General features: G+C 61.0%; 25 protein-coding genes and 1 tRNA gene. 14 read left to right on the top strand and 12 right to left on the bottom strand.

Annotation, left to right across the window (positions count from 1 at the left end; all coding sequences use genetic code 11):
* Window positions 1-42 precede the first annotated feature (42 nt).
* Entirely contained in the window at window positions 43-807 is a 765-nt protein-coding gene (locus GTW23_RS13975; protein ID WP_252916191.1) for an SDR family NAD(P)-dependent oxidoreductase, read from the top strand.
* Here GTW23_RS13975 and GTW23_RS13970 read toward each other — a convergent pair whose 3' ends face one another.
* Window positions 808-1647 (bottom strand): sugar phosphate isomerase/epimerase family protein, encoded by an 840-nt coding sequence (locus GTW23_RS13970; protein ID WP_152010625.1) that lies wholly within the window; start codon window positions 1645-1647, stop codon window positions 808-810.
* A 107-nt stretch (window positions 1648-1754) separates the two neighbouring features.
* On the opposite strand from GTW23_RS13970, the gene GTW23_RS13965 reads away from it, so the two are divergent.
* Both GTW23_RS13965 and GTW23_RS13960 read left to right on the top strand, forming a co-directional pair.
* The gene (locus tag GTW23_RS13965; RefSeq protein WP_252916190.1) at window positions 1755-2858 is read left to right on the top strand and encodes an NADH:flavin oxidoreductase/NADH oxidase; all 1104 of its coding nucleotides are present in this window, start codon (window positions 1755-1757) and stop codon (window positions 2856-2858) included.
* Between the two features lie 2 nt (window positions 2859-2860).
* A complete protein-coding gene (locus tag GTW23_RS13960) occupies window positions 2861-3634 on the top strand; it encodes an SDR family NAD(P)-dependent oxidoreductase (RefSeq protein ID WP_252916189.1) in 774 nt (257 codons plus the stop codon).
* Window positions 3635-3711: 77 nt separating this feature from the next.
* Here the strand turns inward: GTW23_RS13960 and GTW23_RS13955 are convergent, their stop codons facing one another.
* The gene (locus tag GTW23_RS13955; protein ID WP_252916188.1) at window positions 3712-4650 is read right to left on the bottom strand and encodes a dihydrodipicolinate synthase family protein; all 939 of its coding nucleotides are present in this window, start codon (window positions 4648-4650) and stop codon (window positions 3712-3714) included.
* Between the two features lie 52 nt (window positions 4651-4702).
* Between GTW23_RS13955 and GTW23_RS13950 the strand changes: the two genes are divergently transcribed.
* The gene (locus tag GTW23_RS13950) at window positions 4703-5833 is read left to right on the top strand and encodes an NAD(P)/FAD-dependent oxidoreductase (RefSeq protein WP_252916187.1); all 1131 of its coding nucleotides are present in this window, start codon (window positions 4703-4705) and stop codon (window positions 5831-5833) included.
* A 30-nt stretch (window positions 5834-5863) separates the two neighbouring features.
* On the opposite strand, the gene gcvPB is transcribed toward GTW23_RS13950, so the two are convergent.
* Genes gcvPB through GTW23_RS13935 form a run of 3 tightly spaced genes read right to left on the bottom strand, consistent with a single transcriptional unit; the run spans window position 5864 to window position 9985 of the window.
* Window positions 5864-7411 carry an aminomethyl-transferring glycine dehydrogenase subunit GcvPB gene (gene gcvPB, locus GTW23_RS13945; protein ID WP_252916186.1) on the bottom strand — a complete coding sequence of 516 codons (1548 nt, stop codon included), beginning with the start codon at window positions 7409-7411 and terminating at the stop codon, window positions 5864-5866.
* Complete coding sequence (gene gcvPA, locus GTW23_RS13940; protein ID WP_252916185.1) at window positions 7408-8814, bottom strand: aminomethyl-transferring glycine dehydrogenase subunit GcvPA; 1407 nt, start codon at window positions 8812-8814, stop codon at window positions 7408-7410. Before gcvPA ends, gcvPB begins: the two co-directional genes overlap by 4 nt.
* 58 nt (window positions 8815-8872) lie before the next feature.
* Window positions 8873-9985, bottom strand: coding sequence for an ATP-NAD kinase family protein (locus tag GTW23_RS13935; protein WP_252916184.1), 1113 nt, complete (start codon window positions 9983-9985; stop codon window positions 8873-8875).
* A gap of 233 nt (window positions 9986-10218) precedes the next feature.
* On the opposite strand from GTW23_RS13935, the gene GTW23_RS13930 reads away from it, so the two are divergent.
* From GTW23_RS13930 to GTW23_RS13905, 6 genes are all read left to right on the top strand, one after another.
* The gene (locus GTW23_RS13930) at window positions 10219-10911 is read left to right on the top strand and encodes a glutathione S-transferase family protein (RefSeq protein WP_252916183.1); all 693 of its coding nucleotides are present in this window, start codon (window positions 10219-10221) and stop codon (window positions 10909-10911) included.
* Between the two features lie 184 nt (window positions 10912-11095).
* Window positions 11096-11992 carry a polysaccharide deacetylase family protein gene (locus GTW23_RS13925; protein ID WP_152010633.1) on the top strand — a complete coding sequence of 299 codons (897 nt, stop codon included), beginning with the start codon at window positions 11096-11098 and terminating at the stop codon, window positions 11990-11992.
* Window positions 11993-12289: 297 nt separating this feature from the next.
* Window positions 12290-13099 (top strand): transporter substrate-binding domain-containing protein, encoded by an 810-nt coding sequence (locus GTW23_RS13920; RefSeq protein ID WP_152010634.1) that lies wholly within the window; start codon window positions 12290-12292, stop codon window positions 13097-13099.
* Window positions 13100-13162: 63 nt separating this feature from the next.
* Window positions 13163-13840 (top strand): amino acid ABC transporter permease, encoded by a 678-nt coding sequence (locus GTW23_RS13915; protein ID WP_152010635.1) that lies wholly within the window; start codon window positions 13163-13165, stop codon window positions 13838-13840.
* On the top strand, window positions 13840-14553 hold the full coding sequence (locus GTW23_RS13910; protein WP_210385806.1) for an amino acid ABC transporter permease: 714 nt from the start codon (window positions 13840-13842) through the stop codon (window positions 14551-14553). The genes GTW23_RS13915 and GTW23_RS13910 overlap by 1 nt, the downstream gene beginning before the upstream one ends.
* Window positions 14504-15241 carry an amino acid ABC transporter ATP-binding protein gene (locus GTW23_RS13905; protein WP_252916182.1) on the top strand — a complete coding sequence of 246 codons (738 nt, stop codon included), beginning with the start codon at window positions 14504-14506 and terminating at the stop codon, window positions 15239-15241. Before GTW23_RS13910 ends, GTW23_RS13905 begins: the two co-directional genes overlap by 50 nt.
* Here the strand turns inward: GTW23_RS13905 and GTW23_RS13900 are convergent.
* The 6 genes from GTW23_RS13900 to GTW23_RS13875 all read right to left on the bottom strand — a co-directional run bounded on the left by GTW23_RS13900 (window position 15231) and on the right by GTW23_RS13875 (window position 20946).
* The gene (locus GTW23_RS13900) at window positions 15231-15635 is read right to left on the bottom strand and encodes an aconitase X (protein ID WP_252916181.1); all 405 of its coding nucleotides are present in this window, start codon (window positions 15633-15635) and stop codon (window positions 15231-15233) included. The genes GTW23_RS13905 and GTW23_RS13900 overlap by 11 nt on opposite strands.
* Before the next feature lie 280 nt (window positions 15636-15915).
* Window positions 15916-15992: transfer RNA gene (locus GTW23_RS13895), tRNA-Arg, on the bottom strand.
* Between the two features lie 209 nt (window positions 15993-16201).
* The gene (locus tag GTW23_RS13890; protein ID WP_244615467.1) at window positions 16202-17629 is read right to left on the bottom strand and encodes a sensor histidine kinase; all 1428 of its coding nucleotides are present in this window, start codon (window positions 17627-17629) and stop codon (window positions 16202-16204) included.
* A gap of 75 nt (window positions 17630-17704) precedes the next feature.
* The gene (locus GTW23_RS13885; RefSeq protein WP_152010638.1) at window positions 17705-19135 is read right to left on the bottom strand and encodes a dihydrolipoyl dehydrogenase family protein; all 1431 of its coding nucleotides are present in this window, start codon (window positions 19133-19135) and stop codon (window positions 17705-17707) included.
* Between the two features lie 52 nt (window positions 19136-19187).
* Entirely contained in the window at window positions 19188-19967 is a 780-nt protein-coding gene (locus GTW23_RS13880; RefSeq protein WP_382265970.1) for a TVP38/TMEM64 family protein, read from the bottom strand.
* A gap of 169 nt (window positions 19968-20136) precedes the next feature.
* Window positions 20137-20946, bottom strand: a complete 810-nt coding sequence (locus GTW23_RS13875; RefSeq protein WP_252916179.1) for a DUF547 domain-containing protein — start codon at window positions 20944-20946, stop codon at window positions 20137-20139.
* Between the two features lie 350 nt (window positions 20947-21296).
* On the opposite strand from GTW23_RS13875, the gene rpmH reads away from it, so the two are divergent.
* Genes rpmH through yihA form a run of 4 tightly spaced genes read left to right on the top strand, consistent with a single transcriptional unit; the run spans window position 21297 to window position 24432 of the window.
* A complete protein-coding gene (rpmH, locus tag GTW23_RS13870; RefSeq protein WP_007199880.1) occupies window positions 21297-21434 on the top strand; it encodes a 50S ribosomal protein L34 in 138 nt (45 codons plus the stop codon).
* A gap of 56 nt (window positions 21435-21490) precedes the next feature.
* Window positions 21491-21913 carry a ribonuclease P protein component gene (rnpA, locus tag GTW23_RS13865; protein WP_152011667.1) on the top strand — a complete coding sequence of 141 codons (423 nt, stop codon included), beginning with the start codon at window positions 21491-21493 and terminating at the stop codon, window positions 21911-21913.
* Window positions 21914-21916: 3 nt separating this feature from the next.
* Entirely contained in the window at window positions 21917-23734 is a 1818-nt protein-coding gene (gene yidC / locus GTW23_RS13860; RefSeq protein ID WP_152010640.1) for a membrane protein insertase YidC, read from the top strand.
* A 47-nt stretch (window positions 23735-23781) separates the two neighbouring features.
* Window positions 23782-24432: a ribosome biogenesis GTP-binding protein YihA/YsxC gene (gene yihA, locus GTW23_RS13855; protein ID WP_382266268.1), complete on the top strand. Its 651-nt coding sequence runs from the start codon at window positions 23782-23784 to the stop codon at window positions 24430-24432.
* A gap of 11 nt (window positions 24433-24443) precedes the next feature.
* Here yihA and msrB read toward each other — a convergent pair whose 3' ends face one another.
* Window positions 24444-24950 carry a peptide-methionine (R)-S-oxide reductase MsrB gene (msrB, locus tag GTW23_RS13850; RefSeq protein ID WP_252916177.1) on the bottom strand — a complete coding sequence of 169 codons (507 nt, stop codon included), beginning with the start codon at window positions 24948-24950 and terminating at the stop codon, window positions 24444-24446.
* Window positions 24951-25086 lie beyond the last annotated feature (136 nt).

Below are 25086 nucleotides of genomic sequence, written 5' to 3'. Positions count from 1 at the left end.
ATGTACGAAACACCTATAGGATGAGGATGCGGGACGCGCAACATGGCAAACACCAACAGTCTCAAAGGTCGCACCGCGGTGGTCACCGGTGGCAGCCGCGGCCTCGGACGAGCGATAGCCCGCAAGCTGGCCGATGCCGGATCAGCCGTCGTGATACTGGATCTGCCGGAGGCGCTGGCAAAGGCCGAGCTGCCATCAGACTGGACAACATTCGACATCGATCTTTCCCGGCCGGATTGCGGTCAGGCGCTTGAAGCGATCGCAGACGAGGTTGGAGCTGTTGATATCGTAATCGCCAATGCCGGAGTGGTGCCGCCCTGGCGTGGGATGCGCCAGCTTGACGCAGCCGAGTGGCAGACCGTGATGACCATCAATGTATGGGGTGTTGCGGCCACTCTTGGCGCCTTTGCCGCAGCGCTGGCCCGCTCGGATCATGGCAGCGCTGTCGTGATGGCATCCATCAATGGCTACAAGGCCCATCCAAAACAGGTCCTCTACACAACATCCAAGCATGCCGTGCTTGGGGTGATGCGCGCCGCTGCGCTCGACATGGGGGCCGACGGGACCCGGGTGAACGCGATAGCTCCGGGTCCGATCGCCACGGATGCCTTGATGGCGCGACTGGAAAGCCGGCACAGCAACGGCGGCCCCTCGCCAGATCAAGCCCTGGCGATTCTCGCCGCAGAGACCTCAACCGGCCGCCTTGCGACCGAGGATGATGTGGCCGAGGTGGCGTTGTGGTTGGCATCGGACGCTGCGGGCGGAATCACGGGCACCGTGGTGCCCGTGGAATCCGGCCTGGGCTGATCAGCCCAGAGGTTTCCAGCCATGGCTGGCAAGGATCGCATGACTTGCGCGAATATCTTCGTCCGGATCGGAATTGGCATCCAGGGCATCGGTGATGATCTCCATCACGGTCGCGCCCCGATAGCCGATCTCCTGGAGTGCCTTGAAGGACGGGCCCGGATCGACAATCCCCGTTCCGAGTCGCGCGTGCTTGAACTCTTCGGCGCCTGAATCGGATATGTGAACGTTCTTGAGCATGTCACCAAGCATATGGATGGCCGCAGCCGGATCTTCCTTGATGAAGACCGAGTTGCAGATATCGAAATTGATCCCGATCGACGGATCGATCAACTCGGCGGTTTCCTTCATGTCCTTTGCGGTCGGAAGGAAGGTGAAGGGAACGTTCTCAAGAAGCAGGGTCACGCCGGTTCCCCTGGCATGGTCGACCAGCTTCTTCATGCCCTCGACAAACCAGTCCAGCATCCATTTCGTCGGCGGATTGATCAGGCTGTTGACCGGTCCCGGAATGGCGACAAGGTAAGGACATTTCCATTCCGCCGCGAGGTCGATGGCTTCCCGGTACCGGTCAAGCGTATACTCACGCATCAACTTGTCGACACCGTTTGGATTGTTGTCGAGCAGGGGGTAGCAGAACGAGGTGAGACTGCAGCCTTCACCTTCCAGCCAATCGCTGTAGGAACGCCGCTCTGCGGCATCCATTTCGCGCGGCCAGCAGTGGGGAGGAAAAATCATCATCTCAAACTTGTCATAGCCCAGACCGCGCAAATGCTTCAGCGCGTCGAGGCCACCATGGGAATAGAGGAAGGGAAAGGTGCTGGCTGCAACGTCGGTACCGGACATAAAAAATTTCCTTTTCGCTTGTCAGGCCTTGCCCGACATGTTCATTTGCGCACAAATGTTACTATACCGCACGAAGCGGATCATTCAACTCGAAATCCGGGAACCTCATGTCCAGTCTGCTGTTTTCACCGCTCACCATTGGCAAGCTCGAACTTGCCAATCGAATTGTGGTTGCGCCGATGTGCCAGTACATGGCCAGTGACGGCGTACCGGCAGACTGGCACCTGGTCCATCTGGGCCAGTTTGCGCAGTCCGGGCCAGGGTTGATCCTGGTTGAAGCCACCGGTGTCGAGGCCGAGGGGCGTATTACCCCTGCTTGCACCGGCCTTTATTCCGATGCCTCGGAAGCAGCCTTTGCCAGGATCATCGATTTCTGCCGCTCGGTTGGCGAGAGCAAGATCGGGATTCAACTCAGCCATGCGGGGCGCAAGGGCAGCACGCGCAAACCCTGGGAGGGTGCAGGCCAGATCAGTCTCGCGGAAGGTGGGTGGAAAACAGGCGCTCCTTCGAACGAGCCCTATCTGGAGGGCTGGGAACCGCCTTCGGAAATCGATCACTACGGCCTTGATCGCATAAAGGCGGCCTTTGTGGATGCCACACGGAGGGCAGCTCGCGCCGGCTTCGATCTCATCGAGGTGCATGCGGCGCACGGCTATCTGTTGCACCAGTTTCTCTCGCCGATCAGCAACCGCCGCAAGGATGCCTATGGCGGCTCTCTGGAAAACCGCATGAGGTTTCCGCTCGAGGTTTTCGATGCGGTGCGGCAAGCCTTTCCCGCCGACCGGCCGGTTATCCTGAGGCTGTCAGCCACGGACTGGATCGAGGGCGGCTGGGACCTGGTGCAATCGGTCGAGTTTGCCAAGGCGCTCAAGAAAGCCGGATGCGAGATGATCCATGTGAGTTCAGGGGGACTTGATCAACGGCAGGAAATCGTTGCCGGCCCCGGCTATCAGGTCCGGTTTGCCGACGAGATCAAGTGGCAGGCTGAAACAGCCACGCTGGCGGTCGGACAGATCACCGATCCGGTTCAGGCGGAAACCATTCTCTTGAGCGGGCAGGCAGATGCCGTGGCTCTGGCTCGCGGAATGCTGTGGGACCCGCGCTGGGTCTGGCACGCCGCCAAGGAGCTGGGCGCGGAAGTTCAGCTTCCAGCCCCGTATGCGCGCTGCAATCCGGCGATGCGCGGCAAGCCATTCATCACCAGGAGCTAGCAATGTCGCACAATCTTCAAGGAAAGACGGTGATCGTTACCGGTGCCTCGAAGGGTATCGGAGCCGCAACAGCCAGGGCCATGGTTGATGCCGGCGCGAAAGTCATCGCCCATTACGGCGGCGACCGCGCCGGTGCGGAATCCGCCCTCGCGGATGCGAAACCTGATCAGGCCCACCTCGTGCAGGCCGATTTCAGTGACATGCACCAGGTCGAGCGGTTCTGGAGCGAGGCAATCGAGATTGCCGGCAAGATCGACGTGCTCGTCAACAATGCAGGCATCATGCGCCAATCCGGCGGCATCGCTGACCCGATCGAGCAATGGGACAAGGTCTGGCAGGAGGCGATGGCGGTCAACGTCCATGCACCGGCTCGGCTGATGCGTTTTGCTGTCCAGTCGTGGCTTGACGCGGGCTGTGGCGGAGCCGTCATCGGAATCGGGAGCTGGGTAAGCACGCGCGGATCGTCAAATCCCGGCGCAATTGCCTATGCAGCATCAAAGGCTGCAATCGCAGCGGCCACCAAGACGGTCGCCCGCAATCACGCAGCCGACGGAATTCTTGCCTATGTGATTGCGCCTGGTGTTGTGCGCACACGCATGTCTGAAGAGTCGGCGGCCCGCACCGGAGGCGAAGCCGCCGTCACCGCCACCCTGCCGATGGGGGAATGGGTTCCACCGGAAGAAATCGCGGATCTGGCGGTCTACCTGGCCCATGGGCGTGCCCGCCATCTCACCGGGAGCACCATCGACATCAACGGTGCGGCCTATATCCGATGAGGAGGCCCGCGCTTCGTTCGCGCGGACCTTCCGCACCGTGTTCCTGCCACGGAATGCGCCCGCTGGCGGCCTGCCTGCTACGAGCCAGCCTCGATCCTGTCGACAATACGTTCAAGTTCGGCCATGAGTGGGACCATCTTGGCCACACGTTCAGCGCCTTCCTTGCCAAGCGAGGCGAATGTCGTGATCGGAGCGCGCACATCACCGACCGGGTAACCCGCTGCCGCAGCCAGCGCCTTCGAGTAACACTGATGGCCGTAGAGCGGATGGCCCTCCGTGATGATGGCGTCGAATTTCTTGATCACGCTTTGCACTGCCCAGACATCCTCCCAGCGCCCCTGCTCCGCCCACTCCACGAACTTGACCGAGGCTCTCGGAATGTAGTTGCCATAGGGGTTGACGTAACCGGTGGCGCCCATCTTGTAGCTTTCAAGCACACGCTGTCCCGCCCAGACATTCATCACCCCCTCGCTTGCAACGATGATGTCATGGACGCGCGCGGTGTCCTGACTGGCCTCCTTGATATAGCGGATCTGGCTGAACGCCTTGGTCAACCGGGCAACAAGCGATGCGGACATGTCGACGTTGGACGTGAACGGGTTGTTGTAGAGCATGATCGGGAGGTTTTGCGCTTCGCATATCGCCTTGTAATAGTTGAAGATCTCGTCTTCGGTCGGCGTGTAATAGTAAGGCGGGATAATCATCAGTCCATCCGCACCGAGCGCCTCGGCCTCCTTGGAATAACGCACAGCGTTCGGAGTGTAGGCATTCATGGTCCCGACCAGCACCTTCATACGGCCGTTGACGTGTTTGACGGTTGCTTCGACAAACGCACTGCGCTCTTCGTCGGTGATCGTCAGAAATTCGCCAGTGGTGCCGAGAATGATGATGCCGGGAACACCGCAGGCAACCTGCCAATCGAGAAAGCGCTCCCAAGCCGAATAGTCAATCGCTTCTCCACCCGGCGTGAAAGGCGTGATCGTAACCGTATAGCTGCCGGAAAAAGTCGTCGTCATTGGATGGTCCTCATGAGTCCCCGGAATGCCCGGGCTGGGTTGAAGGTTGGATATGAAAACTGATGTTCTCGTGATCGGCGGCGGTATCGCAGGGGCGGCGACCGCCTATTACCTGGCCACCGAAGGTGTCGATGTGACACTGGTTGAAGCCGATGATCTCAACACCCAGGCATCCGGCGCGAATGCCGGGTCGATTCACGTGCAGATCCAGCACCCCGAATTTGTCAGCCTGGGGCCTGACTGGGCCCGAGCCTATGGCCCCACACTCCGGCTTCTGATCGAATCGCAACAGATGTGGCTGGGACTGGGTGCAGAACTTGGGGTGGATCTTGACGTCAGCCTGGGAGGCGGATTGCTCGTCGCCACAACACCGGAACAGATGCGGCAGATCGAGGCAAAGGCCAAGATCGAGCGCAGTTTCGGGGTTCCCATCGAGATCCTCGACAGGGACAGCTTGAGAATACTCGCGCCCTATCTCGCGGAGACCGCGATCGGTGCCGGGTTCTGCCCCATCGAGGGAAAGGCCAACCCGCTGAAAGCGACGCCGGCATTTGCGGCGGCTGCAGAACGCCGGGGCGCGAGCATGCTGACGCGGACCCGCATCCTCGGCCTTGAACCGACGTCCGGAGGATACCGCGTGAGGACCGGGGAGAGAACAATCGAGGCGCGCAGGATCGTCAACGCCGCCGGTGCAGCGGCCGCCGACATCGCGGCCATGCTCGGGATCCCAATTGCTCTGCAGGGCGTTCCGCTGCAGGTCACGGTCACCGAACCGGTGGCGCCGCTGATTCCGCATCTGGTCTATTCCGCAGCGGGCAAACTTTCGCTCAAGCAGGCCCACAACGGCAGCTGCCTGATTGGCGGCGGATGGCATGCCCGCCGCCTTGCCGACGGACGGCTGGTGACCAATCCGGCTCATCTTGCCGGCAACATGACCAATGCAGCCAACCTGGTGCCCACGCTCGGGCAGGCCCGGGCGGTTCGAAGCTGGACAGCGACTGTCAATGGAACGGAAGACTGGAGACCAATCATTGGCGAGGTGCCAGGCCATAAGGGTTTCTTTCTGTCGCTGTTTCCCTGGGTGGGCTTCTCGGCGGGTCCGATCACCGCAAGGCTGACGGCCGACATGATTCTCGGCCGCCAACCGCGATTGCCGCTCAACGGTGTTTCAGCGCTTTTCTGAGCACCAAGGCACCAGCATCGCCAACACGCCTCAGGCTGAACCGCTGCGCGCCTTCGCGTCGCCAGCACGCTTTCGCTGCCACGCCCGCCAGGTCATTGCCCATGCTTTCGGATCCTCGAAGACGCTGCCGTCAACCTGGGCGATCGCCTGGTTGTGAGGAGCCGACTTGACCAGTTCGGGCGTCTCCCGGGCTTCCTGGACAATACGGGCGACGACACCGATCCACTGGTCAATGTCCTGTTTGGACCACAATTCCCCGGCTTCCGGCGTGAACGGTTCGGCAACGATCCAGGGCTCATGGCTCATCCACCACGGATCGATGCCGTAGTCGGCCATGCGATTGGCGAAATCGGCGGTGCCGATTCCAGTCTCCTGAGCCAGTGGTCCAAGCGACCAGCGGGTCATCTCCATGCGCCGCTTGCGGATGTGCGGATTGGATATCTCGATACCGGCAATCTCACCGAGCTTCTTGTCCATGTAGTTGTTGGCCACGACGGAGATATCGGAGGCCATCGCGATCCCCTCGGCGCCCATCGCGCGGGCCCATGCATAGGCCTTCACGACCTGGGGGACATTGCCCCAAAACTCGCGGATCTTGCCGAGCGATTTCGGACGGTCATTGTCGAGGCGGTAGGTGTCGCCCTGCTTCACCACAACCGGTGCCGGCAGATAAGGAGCAAGTTCATCCGAGCACCCAAAGGCGCCAACTGCCGGGCCACCTCCACCCTTGGGGGCACCAAAGGTCTTGTGGAGCATGAACATGCAGGCGTCGAAACCGAGTTCACGGGCAGACAACTTGCTCATCACGCCATTGAAGTTTGCGTGATCGTAGAAGCACAGGGCGCCGGCCTCCTTGGCCAGGCGCACCCATTCCTTTATCTCCGGATTGTAGATGCCCATGTCGTCGGGATTGTTGATCATGAGAAGCGCGGTCTTGGGACCGATCGCAGCCTTCAGTGCTTCGATTGACGGGTAGCCGTTTTCCTCGAGCGGCAGATTGATCACGGTAAAGCCGGCGGCCGCAGCCGTTGCCGGATTGCACGGATGCGCCTGGATCGAAGTCACCATCTCGGTGCGTTGCCCAAGCTCGCCCCGGTCGGCCCAGTAGGCGCGGGCGAGTGCCGCCATCGTATAGGCTGCGTCCGCGCCGCCGCCTGCCTGGAACACAAACTGGTCCATTCCCGAGAGGTTTTGCAGGATTCCATCGAAATCATGAATGATTTCAAGAACGCCTTGCAGGGTATCCGGGTGCTGATAGGGATGAACCTCGGCCAGTTCCGGTCGCAAGGTTGCCGCTTCTGCTGTCTTGGAATTGTACTTCATCGTGCAGGTGCCAAACAGGCTGATGCCCATCATGCCGAGCGTCATCTGAGACAGGTGGAGGTAGTGGCGCTGCGCCTCGAACTCGGTGATCTCGGGAAGTTCCGGCCTGTCCTTGCGCTGCATCGCCGCGGGGATCTCGGCCACCTCAATTTCCTGCTCGGGCGCGGGAAACAGCTGCCCGCGGGCGCCGGGGCGTCCCAGCTCCATGACTACCGGTTCATCCCAACGGGGGGCGTGATAGTTTGGCAGTTTCATTGGCAAATCTCCTTCACTGCATCGGCAAGTCGGCGGATATCGGCGGCGCTGTGGACTTCCGTCACGCAGTAAAGCGCCGCCTGCCCCAAACCGTGCCCCTCGCCTGAAATGTCCTTTCCACCAAAGATGCCGCGCGCCCTCAGCGCGTCATTGACGGCTTCAACCGTCTTTCCGGTGTCATCGAAATTGACCACAAACTCCTTGAAGCCTGTCTCGGGCCAGACTGCCTTCACGCCCGGGATCTCGTTCAACAACCGGGCTGCATATCGGGCCCGCGACAGGATGAGGGTCCCGACCTCGCGGAATCCTTGCGGCCCAAGCAGGCTCATGTAGACCGCACCGGCGATGGCCCAGAGATAGGTGGAATTGCCGGTCCAGTCCTTGCCATGCTCGCGCGAGCCATAGGAATTCTGGTGTGAGGCGGCGAGGCCGAAACCCACTTGGCCGGGTTCGGCCGTGGGGGCGATGGAAACAAGAAACCCGTTGTATTCCCGGACATAGCGCTCTTCGTCACGAGAGGCGATGAAACCTCCGACCCCGCCACCACAATGCATGTGCACGCCAAGGGGCTGAACCGGACCGGTGACGATATCGGCGCCATAGTCCCCCGGAGCCATCATCACACCGAGGCTTATGGGGTCCACGCCGACAATCGTTTCCGCGCCGGCTTCGCGTGCAAGCCGCGCTATCTCGGCGGCACCGTTCTCGATCGTTCCCAGATAGGCGGGGTTCTCGAAATAGACAGCGGCAACATCCGGGCCCAGTTTCGATTTCAGGTCACTGATTGACAATCGTCCGCTGGTCGGATCGGCCGCGACGGGCACCACCTCGATGTGGCTTTCCATTTCGCTGGGCTGACAGTAGGTCCTGATCACAGAGAGCCTCTCAGGGTCTGACAGAACAGGAAGCAGCACCTTGCGCCGGCCCGTCAGCCTGGTGGCCATTCGTATGGCGTGGCCTATCGCGCAGCCCCAGGAGTAGACCGGCAACTGCACGACATCGAGATTGAGCAAAGCACCCAGCTGGCTCGAGAATTCGAACCAGGCCTGGTTGCGACCGTGGTCGGACTGGTATGAGCCCCAGACATTTGTGGCAAACTCGGTCCGGCCGACGATCTCATCGACAACGGCGGGAACATGGTGCTGCCAAACGCCCGCGCCGAGAAAGCTCAGATTGGTCTCGCAATCCTCGTTCTTGCGCAGCTTGGACACGAGATCCCGCTTCAGCTCCATTTCCGAGCCCAGCGCGGGAGGCAGATCAAGTGGCGCCTTGCGAAAGTGGTCCGCGGGAATCTGCTCGAAAACGGCGGCCACATCCTTAACCCCGATTTCGTCAAGCATCTGTTGCAGCGCTCCCGGCGCCGATAGAGCCATCCATGGATGGGCACGCTGTTCGATAGTCATGGAATTTTCACCTCACCTGCAATTTTCGTACAAAGGTTCGCACAACGCACGAATTGTTTCAACTCGCAACGACACGCATCATCATGAATCTGCCCCTGTCCGTCTGCACACGGATGAACCCGGCCAACTCCTGATCGAGATCCGGATCGCCTGTATCGACGAACAACGCGGCAGCGGAAAGAGTGGAGAGCTTGTCTTCTGTCGCCAGAACCCTGAGCCCTTCGCGTCCTGCGCGGCGTATGACGTCAGCGCTGATTTGCTGGTTGCCTCTACCCAGCAAGAAGCCCTGCTGACCCGTCACTCCAAGCACAATGCGTACCGGCCGGTCATCGAGGAATGATTCAATCCGGGGTGCCGTCGCGTCCTGAACAAGACATTCACCGTCTCTGAACACATCCACACCGAGAAGCGTCGGCTCATGACCGAGAGCCCTTGCGAAAGCTCCGGCGCTGCTGCCGGGGCCAACGATGTAGAGAGCGCCAGGCTCGCAAGCCCGTGCACATTCGTGTGCGGCAGCGGCAAGAGCCGCCGCCGAATCGCGGCGCGGCCCACCCTTGGCAGCCTGCATCCGGTTTGCCACCACCGGAACCCGCGCGAGACCATAGAGACGCGGCGCAAGGCGTCCAGCACGCAAGGCCACTTCATCAATGTCCATGACTTCCGCCTCATCCGTCCAGCCGGCCCTGCCATTGCCTTCGACAAGATCAGCGAGGATGTGCCCCGCGCTCTCCGGAGACACTGCGAAGACACCCGAATGCATCTTCACCCCACAGGGAATTCCGAGCATGCCCGCCCCGCTGGAAAGCGCTCCGGCAACATCACGGGCTGTCCCGTCACCGCCGGCAAAGACGACCATGTCCACCGCACCCAGCACCGCAATCGCCTCACGTGTGTCGCGCGCGGTACCGGTTGGCGGGCCTGCGGACACAACGTCAAGATCAAGTCCGAGGTCACTCGCCCAACACTGACCGAGGCTTCCGGCAGCAACCCTCAGCCTGGCCCGAGGGCATCGTTTTGCAAGAATTGCCAAGGCCCTGCGCGCCCGCGGTCCGGACTGGGCCTCGGCCCCGCGGCGCAAGGCTTCGGCGACCGCATCGGGACCATCCGTTCCCTTGAGTCCAACGGTGCCCCCCATACCCGCGATCGGATTGACAATCACGCCGATCTGCATGTTTCGCCGTCACTATGCGACATCACCAGCGCTCCAGAACCCGCACAGATGTTTGCCAATGGAGAAAACCTTCATCAATCGCCATCCAACGCTGAAATCTGCCTTGCCACAAGGCAACATATCGAACTTTTGTTTATTATGCGCACTTTTCTGCTTGACGCAACGCCATCGAGGCGCACCATTGGCCACAGGCATGCAAATGCGCCGGCAACCGACCAGGATTGGAGAGCCACGTGATCAAATTCTTCTACAACGGGGCCCCAAATCCGCTGAAAATTGCCCTCTTCCTGGAAGAGGCGGGAATGAGCTACGAGGCCATACCCGTGGACACGAAACGCGGCGACCAGCACAGCGACAGCTTTCGGGCGATCAACCCGAACTCCAAGGTGCCGGCGATCGTCGATGGCGACACCGCAATCTTCGACAGCAACGCGATCCTGCTCTATCTGGCTGAAAAGGCGGACCAGTTTCTGACAAGTGAGCCTGAGAAAAACCGGGGGCAACTTCTTTCATGGCTCATGTTCGTGGCCTCCGGGATCGGACCCTATTCGGGACAAGCGGTTCATTTCCGCCATTTCGCGCCGGGTGAAAACGAGTATGCGCGCGAGCGATATGCACATGAGGCGCGACGACACTGGCAAATCATCGAAGACCGGCTGAAGCTCTCGCCTTACATGCTGGGCGAGGATTACTCGATCGTGGACATGTCGGTGTGGGGGTGGGCAAGCAGGATCCCTTTCATGATGGGGGAGGATGCCATGGCGGATTACCCTTCGATCGCGCGGCTCATGACCGAAATCAATGCGCGCCCTGCAGCAGCCCGCGCAATGGCGCTGCCTGATCGTCACTCTTTCAAACAGGCCTTCGACGAAGACGCGATCCGCAATCTCTACCCGCATATCCACGCCATCAGGCAAAGCCAGTGACACCGCTCCTTCCGATGGGGCGAGTGCCGAAGTCCGTACCCGTTCATGCCGCACTCACCCGCGGCGCCGATCTTGCCGAAGCTGAATGGGTTCTGCCGCCGCTGGCATGCCTGGGCATGTCGGGTGCGCTCTTGCCTCTTGTCCCGCGCCAGTCACAAACACATACCCCAGGCGAGTGTTCCGGATGAACAAGCCGCCACCTGTCGATTGGCCCGAAAGCGTCTGGCGAACAGCCGTTTCGCGTGTGCGCGCGGGGCGCCGACTGGCGCCCGATCACTGGCCGGACAACGCCCGGTGTGCGCTCGCCCTGTCCTTTGACTGCGACCATGAAACCGCCGAGCTTGGCGCGGGAGGGCAGGCCGTCGGCCGACTTGGGTGGGCCGAGTTCGGACGCCGGGTCGGCGTGCCGCGCATTCTCAACCTGCTGACACACTACTCTGCTTCGGCCAGCTTCTTCATTCCTGCCGTCGCTGCCTTGATCGACCCTGATGAGCCGCGCCGCATTGCCGCCGAAGGGCACGAGGTCGGTGTCCACGGCTGGATTCACGAGAACACCTCGACCCTCGACGCGGCTACGGAGAAAGCCATGCTGGTGCGCAGCCGCGACACGCTTGAGCAAATCACCGGGCAGCGACCAACCGGGCATCGAGCAGCCCATTGGGACCTGAGCGAGAACACCATTCGACTGGTTGCCGAACTGGGGTTCGCCTACGACAGCTCAATGATGGCGGACGAGGACTGCTACGAGCTGGTTCTGGACGGGACAGCCTCGGGAGTGGTCGAGATCCCCGTCGATTGGGTGCGCGATGACGCGGTCTATCTGTCCTTCAACAGGACTCCACCTGCACGACCCTACGCTTCACCTGAACAGGTTCGAGACATCTTCATTCGGGAGTTCGATGCCGCATTCGACGAAGGCGGCCTCTGCCAGCTGGTGATGCACCCGTTCGTGATCGGATACAGGTCACGTATCTGGATCCTGGAGGAAATCCTGCGCCATGCCAGGGCCCGCGGGCCAGTCTGGATCGCATCCCACGACGCCGTGGCGCAGCACGTCAAGGACAGTTGCCCCGTAAAGTAAAACCGGGACGGTCAGGCCGTCTTGCGCGTTGCGCAACTGCAACCCGAGAAGACAAGGCCCTGCCCGCCGAGGCGCGCAACCGTGCACGCAGTCACGGATCGGGGCACGAAAGTAGATCTGGCACGCTCTCCACAATTACCGAGAAACAGGATTGACATGAGCCGGATTCTACAAGAGGCTAGATTATCGCACAAATGTTCGTTTAGCGCACAAGTGCGAAATCGCCTGCTACGGAGCACGTAGCCAGGAAGACACCACTTGGCCCGAAACGGGCATTCATATGGGAGAAGATGTCACATGCTCAGAAGAACTCTGCTCACTAGCATTGCCGGTCTGGCAATTGCCGCTGCAACGGTGACGACGGTCCAGGCCCGAAGCCTTGATGACATTCTGGCTGACGGCAAGATCCGCATCGGCATCAACCCGAACTTCCCCAACATGAGCGTGCGCAACAGCGCGGGCGAATGGGAAGGTTTCGACATCGAGATCGGCAAGGCCCTGGCCGCAGCCATCGGCGTGGAAGTCGAATGGGTGCCGACAGAAACTCCGCAGCGGGTACCGTTCCTCGTCTCGGACCGCATCGACATGTCGCTTGGCGCCCTGACCCGAAATACCGAGCGCGCCAAACTGATCGACTACACCGTTCCGCTGCACACCGAAGTTCTTGCTGTGCTGACCACCGAAAACGTCGAGGGCAACAACTGGAAGGACTTCGACCGGGACGGAATGACACTGGCAAACATGCGCGGTAACTGGACGGTCGACTGGACCGCGGAAAACATGCCGACCGCAAACGTTGAGCTTGTCGACACGCTCGCCGACACGGTGCGAATGGTCGCACAGGGCCGCGCCGATGCAATCGTCGAGAACATCGACTTCTACATGGCCTTCACCAAGAACTACCCTGACGTGAAATGGCGCGTTGTAGATGATCCGATCTTTGTCGCCTACTGCGCCATCGGCGTCAGCCAGGGCAATGACAACCTCACCGAGGTCCTCAACATCGCCCTCTACAACCTGCATTCGGAGGGCACTGTGAACGCGACCTGGGAGAAGTTCTACGGAGCCCCAATGCTGCGCGCAGTCATGCCAAACCCCTACTTCTGATAGGAAACCGGCGTTCGCACCCGTGGCCTGCAGGCCGCGGGTGCCTCGGGGCGAAATCGGCACATGAACTACACGTTTCAATATGGCGTCGTCTGGAAAAACCTTGGCGAACTTTTCGACGGGGCGATCCTCACGTTCCAGCTCGGGGCCGTTTCCTTTGCGGGGGGCGCGCTGATCGGGCTGTTTTGCGCCGCCCTGATCGCCTACGGCCCGTTCATCCTTCGCCTTCCGGTCCATGTCTATGTCGTGGCCGTGACCAACACGCCGGCCCTCATCCAGATCTACTTCCTTTACTACGGCCTGCCAGAGTTCGGGATACGCTGGTCGAGCGAAGCCTGCCTGCTGATCGGACTGATATTGAACGCAGGTGCCTACCTGACCCTGATCATGCGAGCCGGCTTCCTGTCGGTGCGGCGGACCGAACTGGAAGCGGGCCAGGTCCTCGGACTGTCGATCGTGCAGCAGGTGCGGTACATCGTGGTGCCGCACATCGCCAAGTCCATCTATCCCGCAATGGCCAATTTCTTCATCGTGATCCTTGTGATGGGAACTTCCATCGGGTCGCTGATCGGCGTCGATGAACTGACCGGACAGGCGATCAACCTGTCTTCGGTGAATTACCGCTGGCTCGAATACTTCACGGTTGTCGCGCTGATGTATGTGGTGCTGACCTTCATCGCCAGCGTGGGACTGGCCCTGCTCGGCCGCTGGGCCTTCCGGGTCAAGGCGAGGATCTTCTGATGGACCGCCTGATCGAACAGATCCCGCGCTTCTTTACCGCCAGCAACGTGATGATGCTGGCGGAAGCGGCATACATGACGCTGGCCATCACCGTCGTCGGCTGCCTGATCGGTTTTGGGCTTGCGCTCGTTCTGGTCTACCTTCGCCAGACGCCCGGTCTGTGGGCGCTGCCGCTCAGACTTGTCTGCGTGACCTATGTCGAGTTCTTCCGGCGCATACCGTTCCTCGTGATCGTCTATCTGGTGCTTTTCTTCATCCAGGCCCTGACGCCAAACGCATCGCTGTTTTCGATTGCCGTCATCGCCATCTGCCTCTACGCGATAGCCTACACGGCAGACATCATCCGCGGCGGACTTGAATCCGTGCCTCAGACCCAGGTCGAGGCTGCGCGTGCCATGAACCTTTCGCGTTTCCAGACCACCTTCATGATCGTTCTGCCGCAGGCGTGGCCGGTCATTGTTCCGCCGTCGATCGCCTTTGCAGTGTCTTTCATCAAGGACACCGCACTTGTCAGCCAGATCGGCGTGTTCGAACTGACGTTCCGCGGCAAGGAGTTGAACAACCAGGGTTATTCGGGTGTTCTCGTTTTCGGCACGATCGCGCTTTGCTATTTTATTCTATCCTTCCCACTCACCCTCTTGGGCCAACATCTGGAGAAACGGCTTGCTACACCTCGGGGTCAACGACATTCGCGCAAGCTACGGCGCCCTTGAAGTCCTGCGCGGCATCAGCATGTCCGTCAAGAAGGGCGAGATTTCCGCGCTCGTGGGCCCTTCGGGGTCGGGAAAATCAACCGTCCTGCGCGCGCTGGTCGGTTTGACACCGATCACCGGCGGCAACATTGAAATCGCAGGTCAGACCATCGACTATCGCAGCGCACGCTCGGTCCGGGCTGCCCGCGACACCATGGCCATCGTGTTTCAGCAGTACAACCTGTTTCAGAACATGACGGTAATGGGAAATGTCACGTTTGCACCGATCAAGATCAAGCGGCGTCCGGTCGCTGAAGTCGAGGCCCAGGCAAAGAAACTTCTCGACCTCGTCGGATTGGGAGACAAACATGGCGCTTATCCCGACCAGTTGTCCGGCGGCCAGCAACAGCGTGTGGCGATCGCCCGGGCGCTTGCCCTCGAGCCAAAGATCCTGCTTCTAGACGAGGTGACGTCCGCTCTGGACCCTGAACTCGTCACCGAAGTGCTCGACACGATCCGGCGGCTTGCTGGAGAGGGAATGACAATGATCCTTGTCAGCCACGAGATGGCCTTTGTCCGGGAAGTCGCCAATCAGGTCGTCTTCATGGACCGCGGAGAGATCATCGAGAGCGGAACGCCGCGGGAGATCTTCGACAATCCGAAGACAGACAGGGCCCAGGATTTCTTCAGCAAGATACTCAGGCACTGACCGACTTGAAGGAAACCGCCGTTCGCTGATTGAACCAGGCAGGTAGCACAGTCAGCCAAGGGAGCCGGTCGATAATGCCTTGAGCCGCCATGTCGGCAAGTGTCTTGCGGGCAATGGTGACGATTGCCCTTGTACCATTATGACAGTGTTGAGCGTCGAGGCGATCCGCGAACCGCCGGGTTTCGGCAAGCAATGCATGCGGGCTGCAGATGGCGACGAGATCGATCCTGTCACCGCCGGCATTGAACTTCCGCCACGGCTGACTCAGATCGTCGGGCGCCCGGGACAGATGCTCGAGCCCGGTGAGAACCGGAATGCCTGCCGGGGACCTGCTTCCGGCCAGCCAGCCGAGCATCGGCCACAGCGCATCGTCGAATGACGCAGGCAAAGCCACGCGGATTTCGCAGACTGGCTTATCGCAATGAACCGGTAGGGCGTCTCACCTCTAGCTTTGCGTCAGCCTGCCTTTTGCCCTGGCGGTAAAGTTTGCGAGTGCCGCACGTCAGATTTTCCTGGTTTTCGCTCAGGGAAGGCACGACGGCTTGACAAGAACCAGCTTCTCCACCGCGTCTCACACCAACAGTTCGGTGGCGACCCGTTTGCAACTCATCATGAAGAATGCGCTTTCAGCATAAGCTGAGAACACGCGCCTTGCTGATCCAGAGAGGAAGAAATGGCGCGCCCGAAAGGATTCGAACCTCTGACCCCCAGATTCGTAGTCTGGTGCTCTATCCAGCTGAGCTACGGGCGCGCGCTGCAGGTGTCTTTCGCCTGCGAGGCGTTCTCCTAAAACGGACTGCGGGGGATTGCAAGCGGATTTGGCGAAAAAAGCGATTGTCCCGCAATTGTCGCACATCTGGCCAAACCGGGCTGGCAAGCGCATGGTTTTCCAAGCTTCGAAGGCTGCCGCCGGGGCGGGTTGCGGCCATACGGCAGGATGTAGCGTCCATGCCGCCGGAATCAGGCGCGGGCCCGGTACCCGTCAAGCGGCACCGGCTGGTCGGGCAGTTCGATGCAGAAGGATGTTCCCTGCGAAACGGTGTCGTCAAGGGCGATCGAGCCGCCATGGGCCAAAACCAGTTCCCGGGCGATGGCCAGTCCCAGGCCGGTGCCGCCGGATCTTGCCGAGCCCCGGAACGGCTGGAACAGGTTCTCCCGCGCCCGTGCCGGAAGCCCCGGCCCGGTATCGCTGACCCGGATCTCCACCACCGACCCGGTGCGGTGCGCGGACAGGGTCACACGCCGGACAAGCACCGGATCATCAGATGGGTCGGAGGCAAAAGCCTGCACGGCGTTGCGCACCAGATTGTAGATCACCCGGAACAGCTGATCGCTGTCGGCCTCGATCTCGAGCGTTCCATCGACATCGACCACGTAGTCGATATCGGCCTCGGTCTCCTCGGCAACGATCTCGGTGACCTCGCGGGCAAGGGCTGCGAAATTGAGGAAGCGTCGGCGCGGCTTGGCCTCGCGGGCCTTGCCATAGGCCAGCACCTCGCTGGAATAGCTCACCGCCCGGTCGATGGTGCGCAGCAGCTTGGGTGCGAAGCGCTTGACCATCGGATCATCGACCGTCGCCAGACGGTCGGACATCAGCTGCGCGGAGGTGAGGATGTTGCGCATGTCGTGGTTGATCTTGGAAACCGCAAGACCGAGATCGGCGAGATGGCGCTGCTCCTTGAGCGTCTGCTGGAGCCGTGTCTGCATGTCGGCAAGATGGCCCTCGGCGGCGGTCAGTTCATCGACCGGCGGGCTCGGGACGATGATGTTGCCCGGATTTTCCGGGTCCTTGGCGAAGGCCTTCATGTTCTCGGTCACGCGGTGGATCGGGCGGATCAGCATGCGGCTGATCGAGAAGAAAACCAGGCTTGCGGTGATGAGCGAAATCAGCACCGAAAGAAAGAACACGTTGCGCCCGTAAATCAGCATGGCGTGGCGCAGTTGCGCGTCCTCGAGCACCAGCTCGATGGTCATGCCCGGGTCGTCCGCCACCAACCCCTCGACCCGGATCACCCGGTCGCCGCCAAACAGGATGGTGTCGAAGGCATCCGCCAGCGCGCTCAGCGGCGTGACCGCCGACAGATCATAATGATGAGTGACGACAGGCGGCATGTCACCGCTGGCGATCATGCGGGCAGCACCGTCCTTGTGCAGGACAATGGCCTTGGTGCCGGTTGCCATCAGCGCATCGTTCTGGATGGATTGCGGCAGATCCATTTCGTTGACGCCGTCAACCACCACGGCGGCCGCAGCGGCGGTGTTGAGCCGATCCTGCAACCAGCGGACCCTCGTATTGGCAACCGACGGCACAAAAATCAGCACTTCGGCGATCATCACGAACAGGATGGTAAGCCACAGGAGCCTTGAAGACAGGCTCATTCCCCTCATCACTTGCCCGGCCGGAACCGGGTCAGTTTGCGTCTGGTCGTCGTCCGCCATGGCCGGGCCCCTGCTTTGTGTCCCTCATCCGAAACGCCTCAAGAAGCGCACGAGCCAGCGCACGAACGGCTTGCGGGTCAAGGGTGTATAATAGGAAACCGCGGCGCGTTTTCCAATCTCCGTCATTGTCGGATAGGGCGGGACGTAGCCACGCACATCCTTGAGCGTCATCGAATTGGTGATCGCGAGCGCCCACATGTTGATCATCTCGCCTGCGCCGGCACCGGCGATGGAAACACCGAGGATGCGGGCCTTGCGGTCGACCACCAGCTTGATCAGTCCGGTTGTCCTGCGCTCGGCCTGGGCTCGGTCGTTCTCTGCATAGGGCCAGCGCAGGATCGAGATCCGGCCGCCGTGGCGCTTCGCAGCCTCTTCCTCGGTCAAGCCGACATGGGCCAGCTCGGGGTCGGTATAGGTTGCCCAGGGGATGATGTCGCGCTTTTCCTTCGCAGGCAGGCGAAACAGGATTTGCTGCACCACCAGGCCGGCATGATAGCCCGCGACATGCGTGAACTGCAGGCCGCCCGCGACGTCGCCAATGGCATAGATGCGCTTGTTGCTTGATCTGAGATTGGCGCCGACCTTGATGCCGCGCCGGTCATGTTCGACGCCGGCGGCATCCAGACCCAGTCCATCGACATTGGCGAGGCGGCCAACGGCAACCAGCACGTCGGAGCCGTCGACGAAGCCTTCGCCCGATTCCGTTTCGTAATTGACGCGGACGCCGGTCTTGCCGCGCTTTTCGACCGACGTCACCTTGGAGCCTTCGTGGATGGTCACGCCTTCGGCGCGTATGTTCTCGAGCACGATCGCCGCCAGTTCCGGATCGTCCTTGCCCAGTGCCCTCGCGCCCTCGACAACGCTGACCTCGGCGCCGAGCCTGCGATGGGCCTGGGCCATTTCCATGCCGATCGGGCCGCCACCGATGATGATGAGGTGTTTGGGCGCACGGGTGCGCTCGAACAGGGTTTCATTGGTCAGGTATTCAACAGTATCAAGGCCCGGAATCGGCGGTACGAAGGCAGACGACCCGGTAGCGACGACATAGCGCCGGGCGCGGATCTCGGTCTGGCCGGCCATCAATGTCGTCTTGTCGACAAAGCGGGCTTCCGCCTCGATCACGTTGACGCCCATCGCACGGAAGCGCTCAACGGAATCATTGGGCGCAATGGCACCGATGACCGAATGAATGTGATCGTGGACCTTTCGGAAATTGACCTTGGCCTCGCCCGCGGTGACGCCGAATTCAGGCGCCTCGGCAATGGCGTGGGCATGCTTTCCGGCGGCGATCATCGCCTTGGAAGGCACACAGCCGTAGTTGAGGCAATCGCCACCCATCTTGCCCTTTTCAACGAGCACAACATCGACGCCGAAAGCCGCGGCGGCGGCAGCGACCGAGAGCCCGCCGGAGCCTGCGCCGATGATGCAGATGTCAGGTGTCAAAGCGGTGCTCATAGGCTGTCTTCCATTTGATGTGAACGCTGGCGGGGAGTGGAACCGTCCGGTGTCAGCCGCGCCCGCGAAACTTGCGGACTATGGTGGGGATTGCCGCGACGATTGCAAGCCCCAGAAAGGCGATGGTGATCTCCGGCGTCACCAGGTCCGAAATCGAGATCTCGCGCCCGGCCGCAGCAACGATGACGCTGTCGAGGCCCTGGCCCAACCAGGTGTAGGCGAAGGTGCCGGGAATGATGCCGAGGAAGGTTGCCGCCACGTAGGTGCGCAGCTTGATGTCGAAAAACGCCGGGGCAATGTTGATGACAAAGAATGGAAACACCGGGGCAAGGCGCAACACCAACAGATAGCTGAAGGCGTCCCTGGAAAAGCCGTCGGCGAGCCTGGCGGCAAAGGGACCTGCGCGCTTTCGCAGGACATCGCCAAAGGCGGACCTTGCGGCAAGGAAAATCGCAGCGGCACCGGTGGTGGCGGCAAAGACCGTCAGGGTGCCGGCAATGAACCAGCCGAACACGAAGCCCGCAAAGATCGTCAGGATCGAGGCTGCGGGAAAGGCAAAGGCGACGGCCAGTGCATAAAGCACGAAATAGCCCAGCGCCGAGGCAATGCGGTGATCGGCGACGAACTGCTTGAGCGCGTCACGCTGCTCGGCCAGCACCGCAAGCGAGATGTAATCCTGCACGCCCGCGGCATAGGCGGCCACAAGGCCCATCACGATGATCGCCAGCGGCAGGTAGCGCCGCCAGCTGGCAGGCTTGGCGGTGTCCGGCGTTGCCTTGGGGGTCTCTGCCATGGCCTTGTCCATCTGCCCGGTCGGGGATTGTGACGTCATGCGGGATCTCCAGGTTTGTTGCGGCTGCTTGCTTGCCGTCGGGTTTGCCTGAAGCATGAATAGAAGACTGCGGCCTCCACCGCCAATGACAATGCCTCGCCATTTCCCAAACTCGCGTGAGCCCGGAACGCTTAAATCTCACGGCAGCGTGAGAGCGGCGTCATCAGGCCTAAAGCGCGTTGATGCTCCAGTCGTAGTCATAACCTGAAATGGAGGCGGAGGCGATCCGTGCCGCCTTCTGCGGTTCGGCCAGTGACATCCAGTGTTCCTTGAGCCGGCCCTTGCCACCGAAATCACCCGCATACCAGGAGTAGATCTTCGAGGCCGTGATGCGTCCGCTGTCGACCGCCACGCCGCGGGGATGGTTGACATAGTCCACCGCGTTGACGCGCAGAAGCGCATCGACATTGGCACCGGTGAAGGCGCGGGTGGCAAGGTTGGGACAGGAATAGGAAGCGCAGTTGAGCCCGTAGTGGGACATCGGATCATTGAAAAGGGCACGGACGATCTCGTGCTCGACATCGTCAAGCGACAGCTCGGTTGCGTTGACTGTAATGACCTTGGCTTTCCAGGGGCCAGAGCCAAACAGGAACGAACCTCCCAGATTGATCTTCTTGATCGAAGTCACCGGATAGGCCTCCGCCACGATCTCAAGGGTCTTGGCGTTGTAGAGGTTGATCCAGTAGGCGTGGGCCTCGTTGCGGGACAGGGATACCGGATTGACCGCCTCCAAAGCGGCAATGTAGGCGCGCAGGGAGGCCAGATTGGCCTTTACGCCGCGATAATCGACCCGGTTGTAGCCACTGGCATCCGGCTTGACCAAAGCCTTGAGAAGCGCGTCAAAGGCCGCATGGTCGACCCCCGCCTGCCCTTTTGGTCTGAAACCGGTCATGGCTGCGAGTGCGGGTACGGGTCCAAACGCGGTTGTTGCGGCAAGGCTTGCAGATCCGATGAGAAGAGTGCGGCGATCAAGGGTCATGGTTTCGGCTTCCCAGGTTCTAGGCGGCGCGGTATTGCTGACAAGGACTTGGTGCAGGTTGCGAGCCGAGGCAACCACCTGAGCCGCAATGTCACCGGCTTGTGAACGGACGTGAGCGGAGTGCATCCCGCCAGAAGCGGCTTCGGATGCAATGAAAATGCGCTCAGACCTTGCGCGGCAAGCCGTACTGGCGTGCGGCGACGGCGGAGGGCTCATTGACTTTTGGCCCCGATCGCGCCTATAAGCCGCTCGTCCGTGGAAGCTTCCGGTTTCCGGGAGCGTGTTTTGACGGACTGAACACCCAAACCAAGATGTTCCAAGAAGGGCCGCACACCGCGGTATTAAAATAAATGCCAAAGCGTACTTACCAACCATCCAAGCTTGTTCGCAAGCGGCGTCACGGTTTCCGTGCACGCATGGCAACCAAGGGCGGCCGCAAGGTCATCCAGGCTCGCCGCGCCCGCGGGCGCAATCGTCTGTCGGCCTAAGCGCTGGCGACGGGCCCGCGAAGGACTACGATCGCGTGGCACAGGACGATACCATCATGAAACCCGGGCGGCTTAAAACCCGGCCGGATTTCCTCGCCGTGCAGAAGGGAAAACGCCTGCGCGGCCCCTATTTCCTGCTCGAAACCCTCGATCGAGGCGCTCCCGACCAGCCCGCCCGCATCGGTTTTACGGTGACTAAGAAGCAGGGCAATTCGGTCGAGCGCAACCGCATGCGTCGACGCCTCAGAGAAGTCGTGCGGCAAATGGCAGGGGTTCCATTCAAGCCCGGACATGACTATGTGGTGGTCGCACGCAGGGATACGCTCGGCGCGCCGTTTGCCGGACTGATCACCGCGCTCACCGAGCGGGTGAAGGAAGCCGACAGACAGAAACGGCCTCAACAGACGCACGCCGGCGCCGCCCGGCGTAACGGACAACACCAGACCAACAGGCAGCCTAGGCCTGAACATCAGGATTGAGTGATGGAAAACAATCGCAATTATTTCGTCGCAATTCTCTTGTCGGTGCTTGTCCTGATTGCCTGGCAATTCCTCTATGTCAGTCCGAAGATCGAACGCGAACGTCTCGCGGCGGAAGCGCTTCAGGCCGAGCAGGCGGCGCAAGCCCCTGCAGCTGGCACCGGCGGTGCGGTCACTCCCGGCGCGGTGAGCGGCTCGGCGCCCGGCAGCGATGCGGCAGTTCCCGGAACGATCACGCAGGCCGCGGGCCTGTCGCGCGAGGATGTACTCGCCCAGACCGACCGGATCAGCATCGACACACCGTCGATCACCGGGTCGATCAACCTGTCCGGCGCCCGCATCGACGACGTGCTGCTCAAGGAATACCGCGAAACGATTGATCCCGAGAGCCCGATCATCACGCTGTTCAGCCCCGCGGCCATGGCCAACGGCTATTTTGCCGAAGTCGGCTTCATTGCCGATGCGCAGTCGGGCCCGGCTCCTGGTCCCAACACGGTCTGGACCGCCGCTCCAGGACAGACCCTGACGCCGACCACGCCGGTCACGCTGACCTATGACAATGGCGAAGGCCTGGTGTTCACGCGTGTCATTTCAGTCGATGAGCATTCGCTGTTCAACTTCGAAGACACGATCACCAACACTGGCGATGAAGCCGCATCGGTTGCCGGCTACGGCCGGGTAACGCGGTTCTTCAAGCCCAAGACCCAGGGCATCTACGTACTTCACGAGGGCCTGATCGGCGTCGTCGGCGAAGAAGGCCTGCAGGAAATCGACTATTCCGATGTCGAAGACACCCCGGTCATCAGCGTCGCCAAGGCAACTGCGGGCTGGATGGGCATCACCGACAAGTACTGGGCGGCAGCGCTGATCCCGCCACAGGGCTCCGGTTTCGAGACCCGTTTTGCCCACTTCACCGACGGGCGCGCCCGCTACCAGTCGGACTTCAAGTCAGATGCAATGGCAATCGCACCGGGCGGCAGCGCCACCTCGACCACGCTGGTCTTCGCAGGCGCCAAGCAGGTCCCGATCATCGAAGGCTACCAGGATCAGTACAATATTCTCAATTTCGACCTGATGATCGACTGGGGCTGGTTCTACTTCATAACCAAGCCGATGTTCTGGCTGATCGACTACCTCTACAAGCTGTTCGGCAACTTCGGCCTTGCGATCCTGGCCACCACCGTTGTGGTGAAACTCATCTTCTTCCCGCTGGCCAACAAGTCCTATGTGTCGATGGCCAACATGAAAAAGGTTCAGCCCAAGCTCGAAGAGCTCAAGGCCAAGCACGGCGACGACAAGATGGCGCTGCAGCAAGGCATGATGGAGCTCTACAAGAAGGAAAAGATCAACCCGGTGGCCGGCTGCTGGCCGGTGCTGTTGCAGATCCCGGTATTTTTTGCGCTCTACAAGGTGCTTTACGTCACCATCGAAATGCGTCACGCGCCGTTTTTCGGCTGGATCCAGGACCTGTCGGCGCCCGATCCGACCTCGATCTTCAACCTGTTCGGCCTGCTGCCCTATGATGTGCCGACGTTCCTGATGATCGGCATCTGGCCGCTGATCATGGGCATCACCATGTTCATCCAGATGCGGATGAACCCGACGCCTCCGGATCCCACCCAGGCGATGATCTTCACCTGGATGCCTGTGGTCTTCACCTTCATGCTGGCCACCTTCCCGGCCGGTCTGGTGATCTACTGGGCATGGAACAACACGCTGTCGGTGCTCCAGCAGGGTGTGATCATGAAGCGCCAGGGCGCCAAGATCGAGCTTTGGGACAATCTCAGGGCACTGTTCAAGCCCAAGAACAAGACCAGCTGAACGGCGCGGAGGCCGGAGCGATGACCCAACTGTCCGCAGATCCGGCAATGCAAGCTGCCAAGGAGCTCTCGGCGACGCTGTTTTCCAAGCCGTGGGTGTTCATTCGCGGCGTGCCTTCACTGAAATTCCTGCCGCCTGAAGGGCCGCCGGAGATTGCTTTTGCCGGTCGTTCCAACGTGGGCAAGTCCTCGCTGATCAACGCGCTGGTCGGTGTCAACGGGCTTGCACGGACGTCGAACACGCCGGGCCGGACCCAGGAGCTGAACTATTTCGTTCCATCGGGCTATTCAGGCGATGAGGGTGATCTGCCACCAATGGCGCTGGTCGACATGCCCGGTTACGGCTACGCAAAAGCGCCGAAGGACCAGGTCGACCTGTGGACCAAGCTGGTGTTCGACTACATGCGCGGCCGGTCGACCCTGAAGCGGGTCTACCTGCTGATCGATTCGCGCCACGGATTGAAGAAGAACGACGAGGGCGTGATGGACCTGCTCGACAAGGCGGCGATGTCCTATCAGGTGGTTCTGACCAAGACCGACAAGATCAAGGCCGCGGGCGTGCCACGGCTGATCTCCGAAACCCTTTCGGCGCTCAAGCGCCGGCCGGCGGCCTATCCGGAAGTGATCGCCACCTCGTCCGAAAAGGGCGAAGGCATTTCCGAGCTGCGAACCGCGATCGCTCTTGCGATCACGCTTTAACACATCCGTTCTCAGTCATTGCCGGCCGGTTTGAAGGTCAGGGCAAAACCGTTGATGCAGTGACGCTTGCCCGTCGGCGGCGGGCCGTCATCAAAGATATGGCCGAAATGGCCACCGCAGCGGCGGCAATGGACTTCGGTGCGTACCGAGAACAGCGACCGGTCCTCCTTGGTGCGCACGGCATTGTCCTCGGCCTCCCAGAAACTCGGCCAGCCGGTGCCGCTGTCAAACTTGGTTTCCGACGAATAGACCGGAAGATCACAGCCGGCGCAATGAAACATGCCTTTTCGCTTCTCGTAGTTGAGTGCGCTGGTAAATGGACGCTCGGTGTCTTCCTCGCGCAGTATGGCAAACTGTTCGGGCGTCAGGCGATCGCGCCATTCCGCTTCACTGAGCGTGATTTCGAATGAGCCTTCCGACGCGGTCGCAGGGGTCCATCGGCCAAACACCGACAGGGCCACTCCGGCAACGCCGGCAGTCAAAAGCGCGCGGCGGCTCAATTCTGTCTTCGTCGTCATCGTGTTTCTCCTTTTGGTGATCTGAACCTAGGGTGGCTCTCGGACAAAGGCCAACCACATGTTTTCACTTGCCTGTGAGGTGCCCCCCCGCCCCTAAGGGCGAGAGGTCGGCCTGGCGTGACACGCCTGTGTCTTT

It is taken from the genome of Parahoeflea alexandrii, assembly GCF_024105735.1.
GTDB lineage: Bacteria > Pseudomonadota > Alphaproteobacteria > Rhizobiales > Rhizobiaceae > Hoeflea > Hoeflea alexandrii.
Note: the sequence above shows the minus strand (reverse complement) of the source record. Positions and strands in the feature narration are given on the sequence as shown.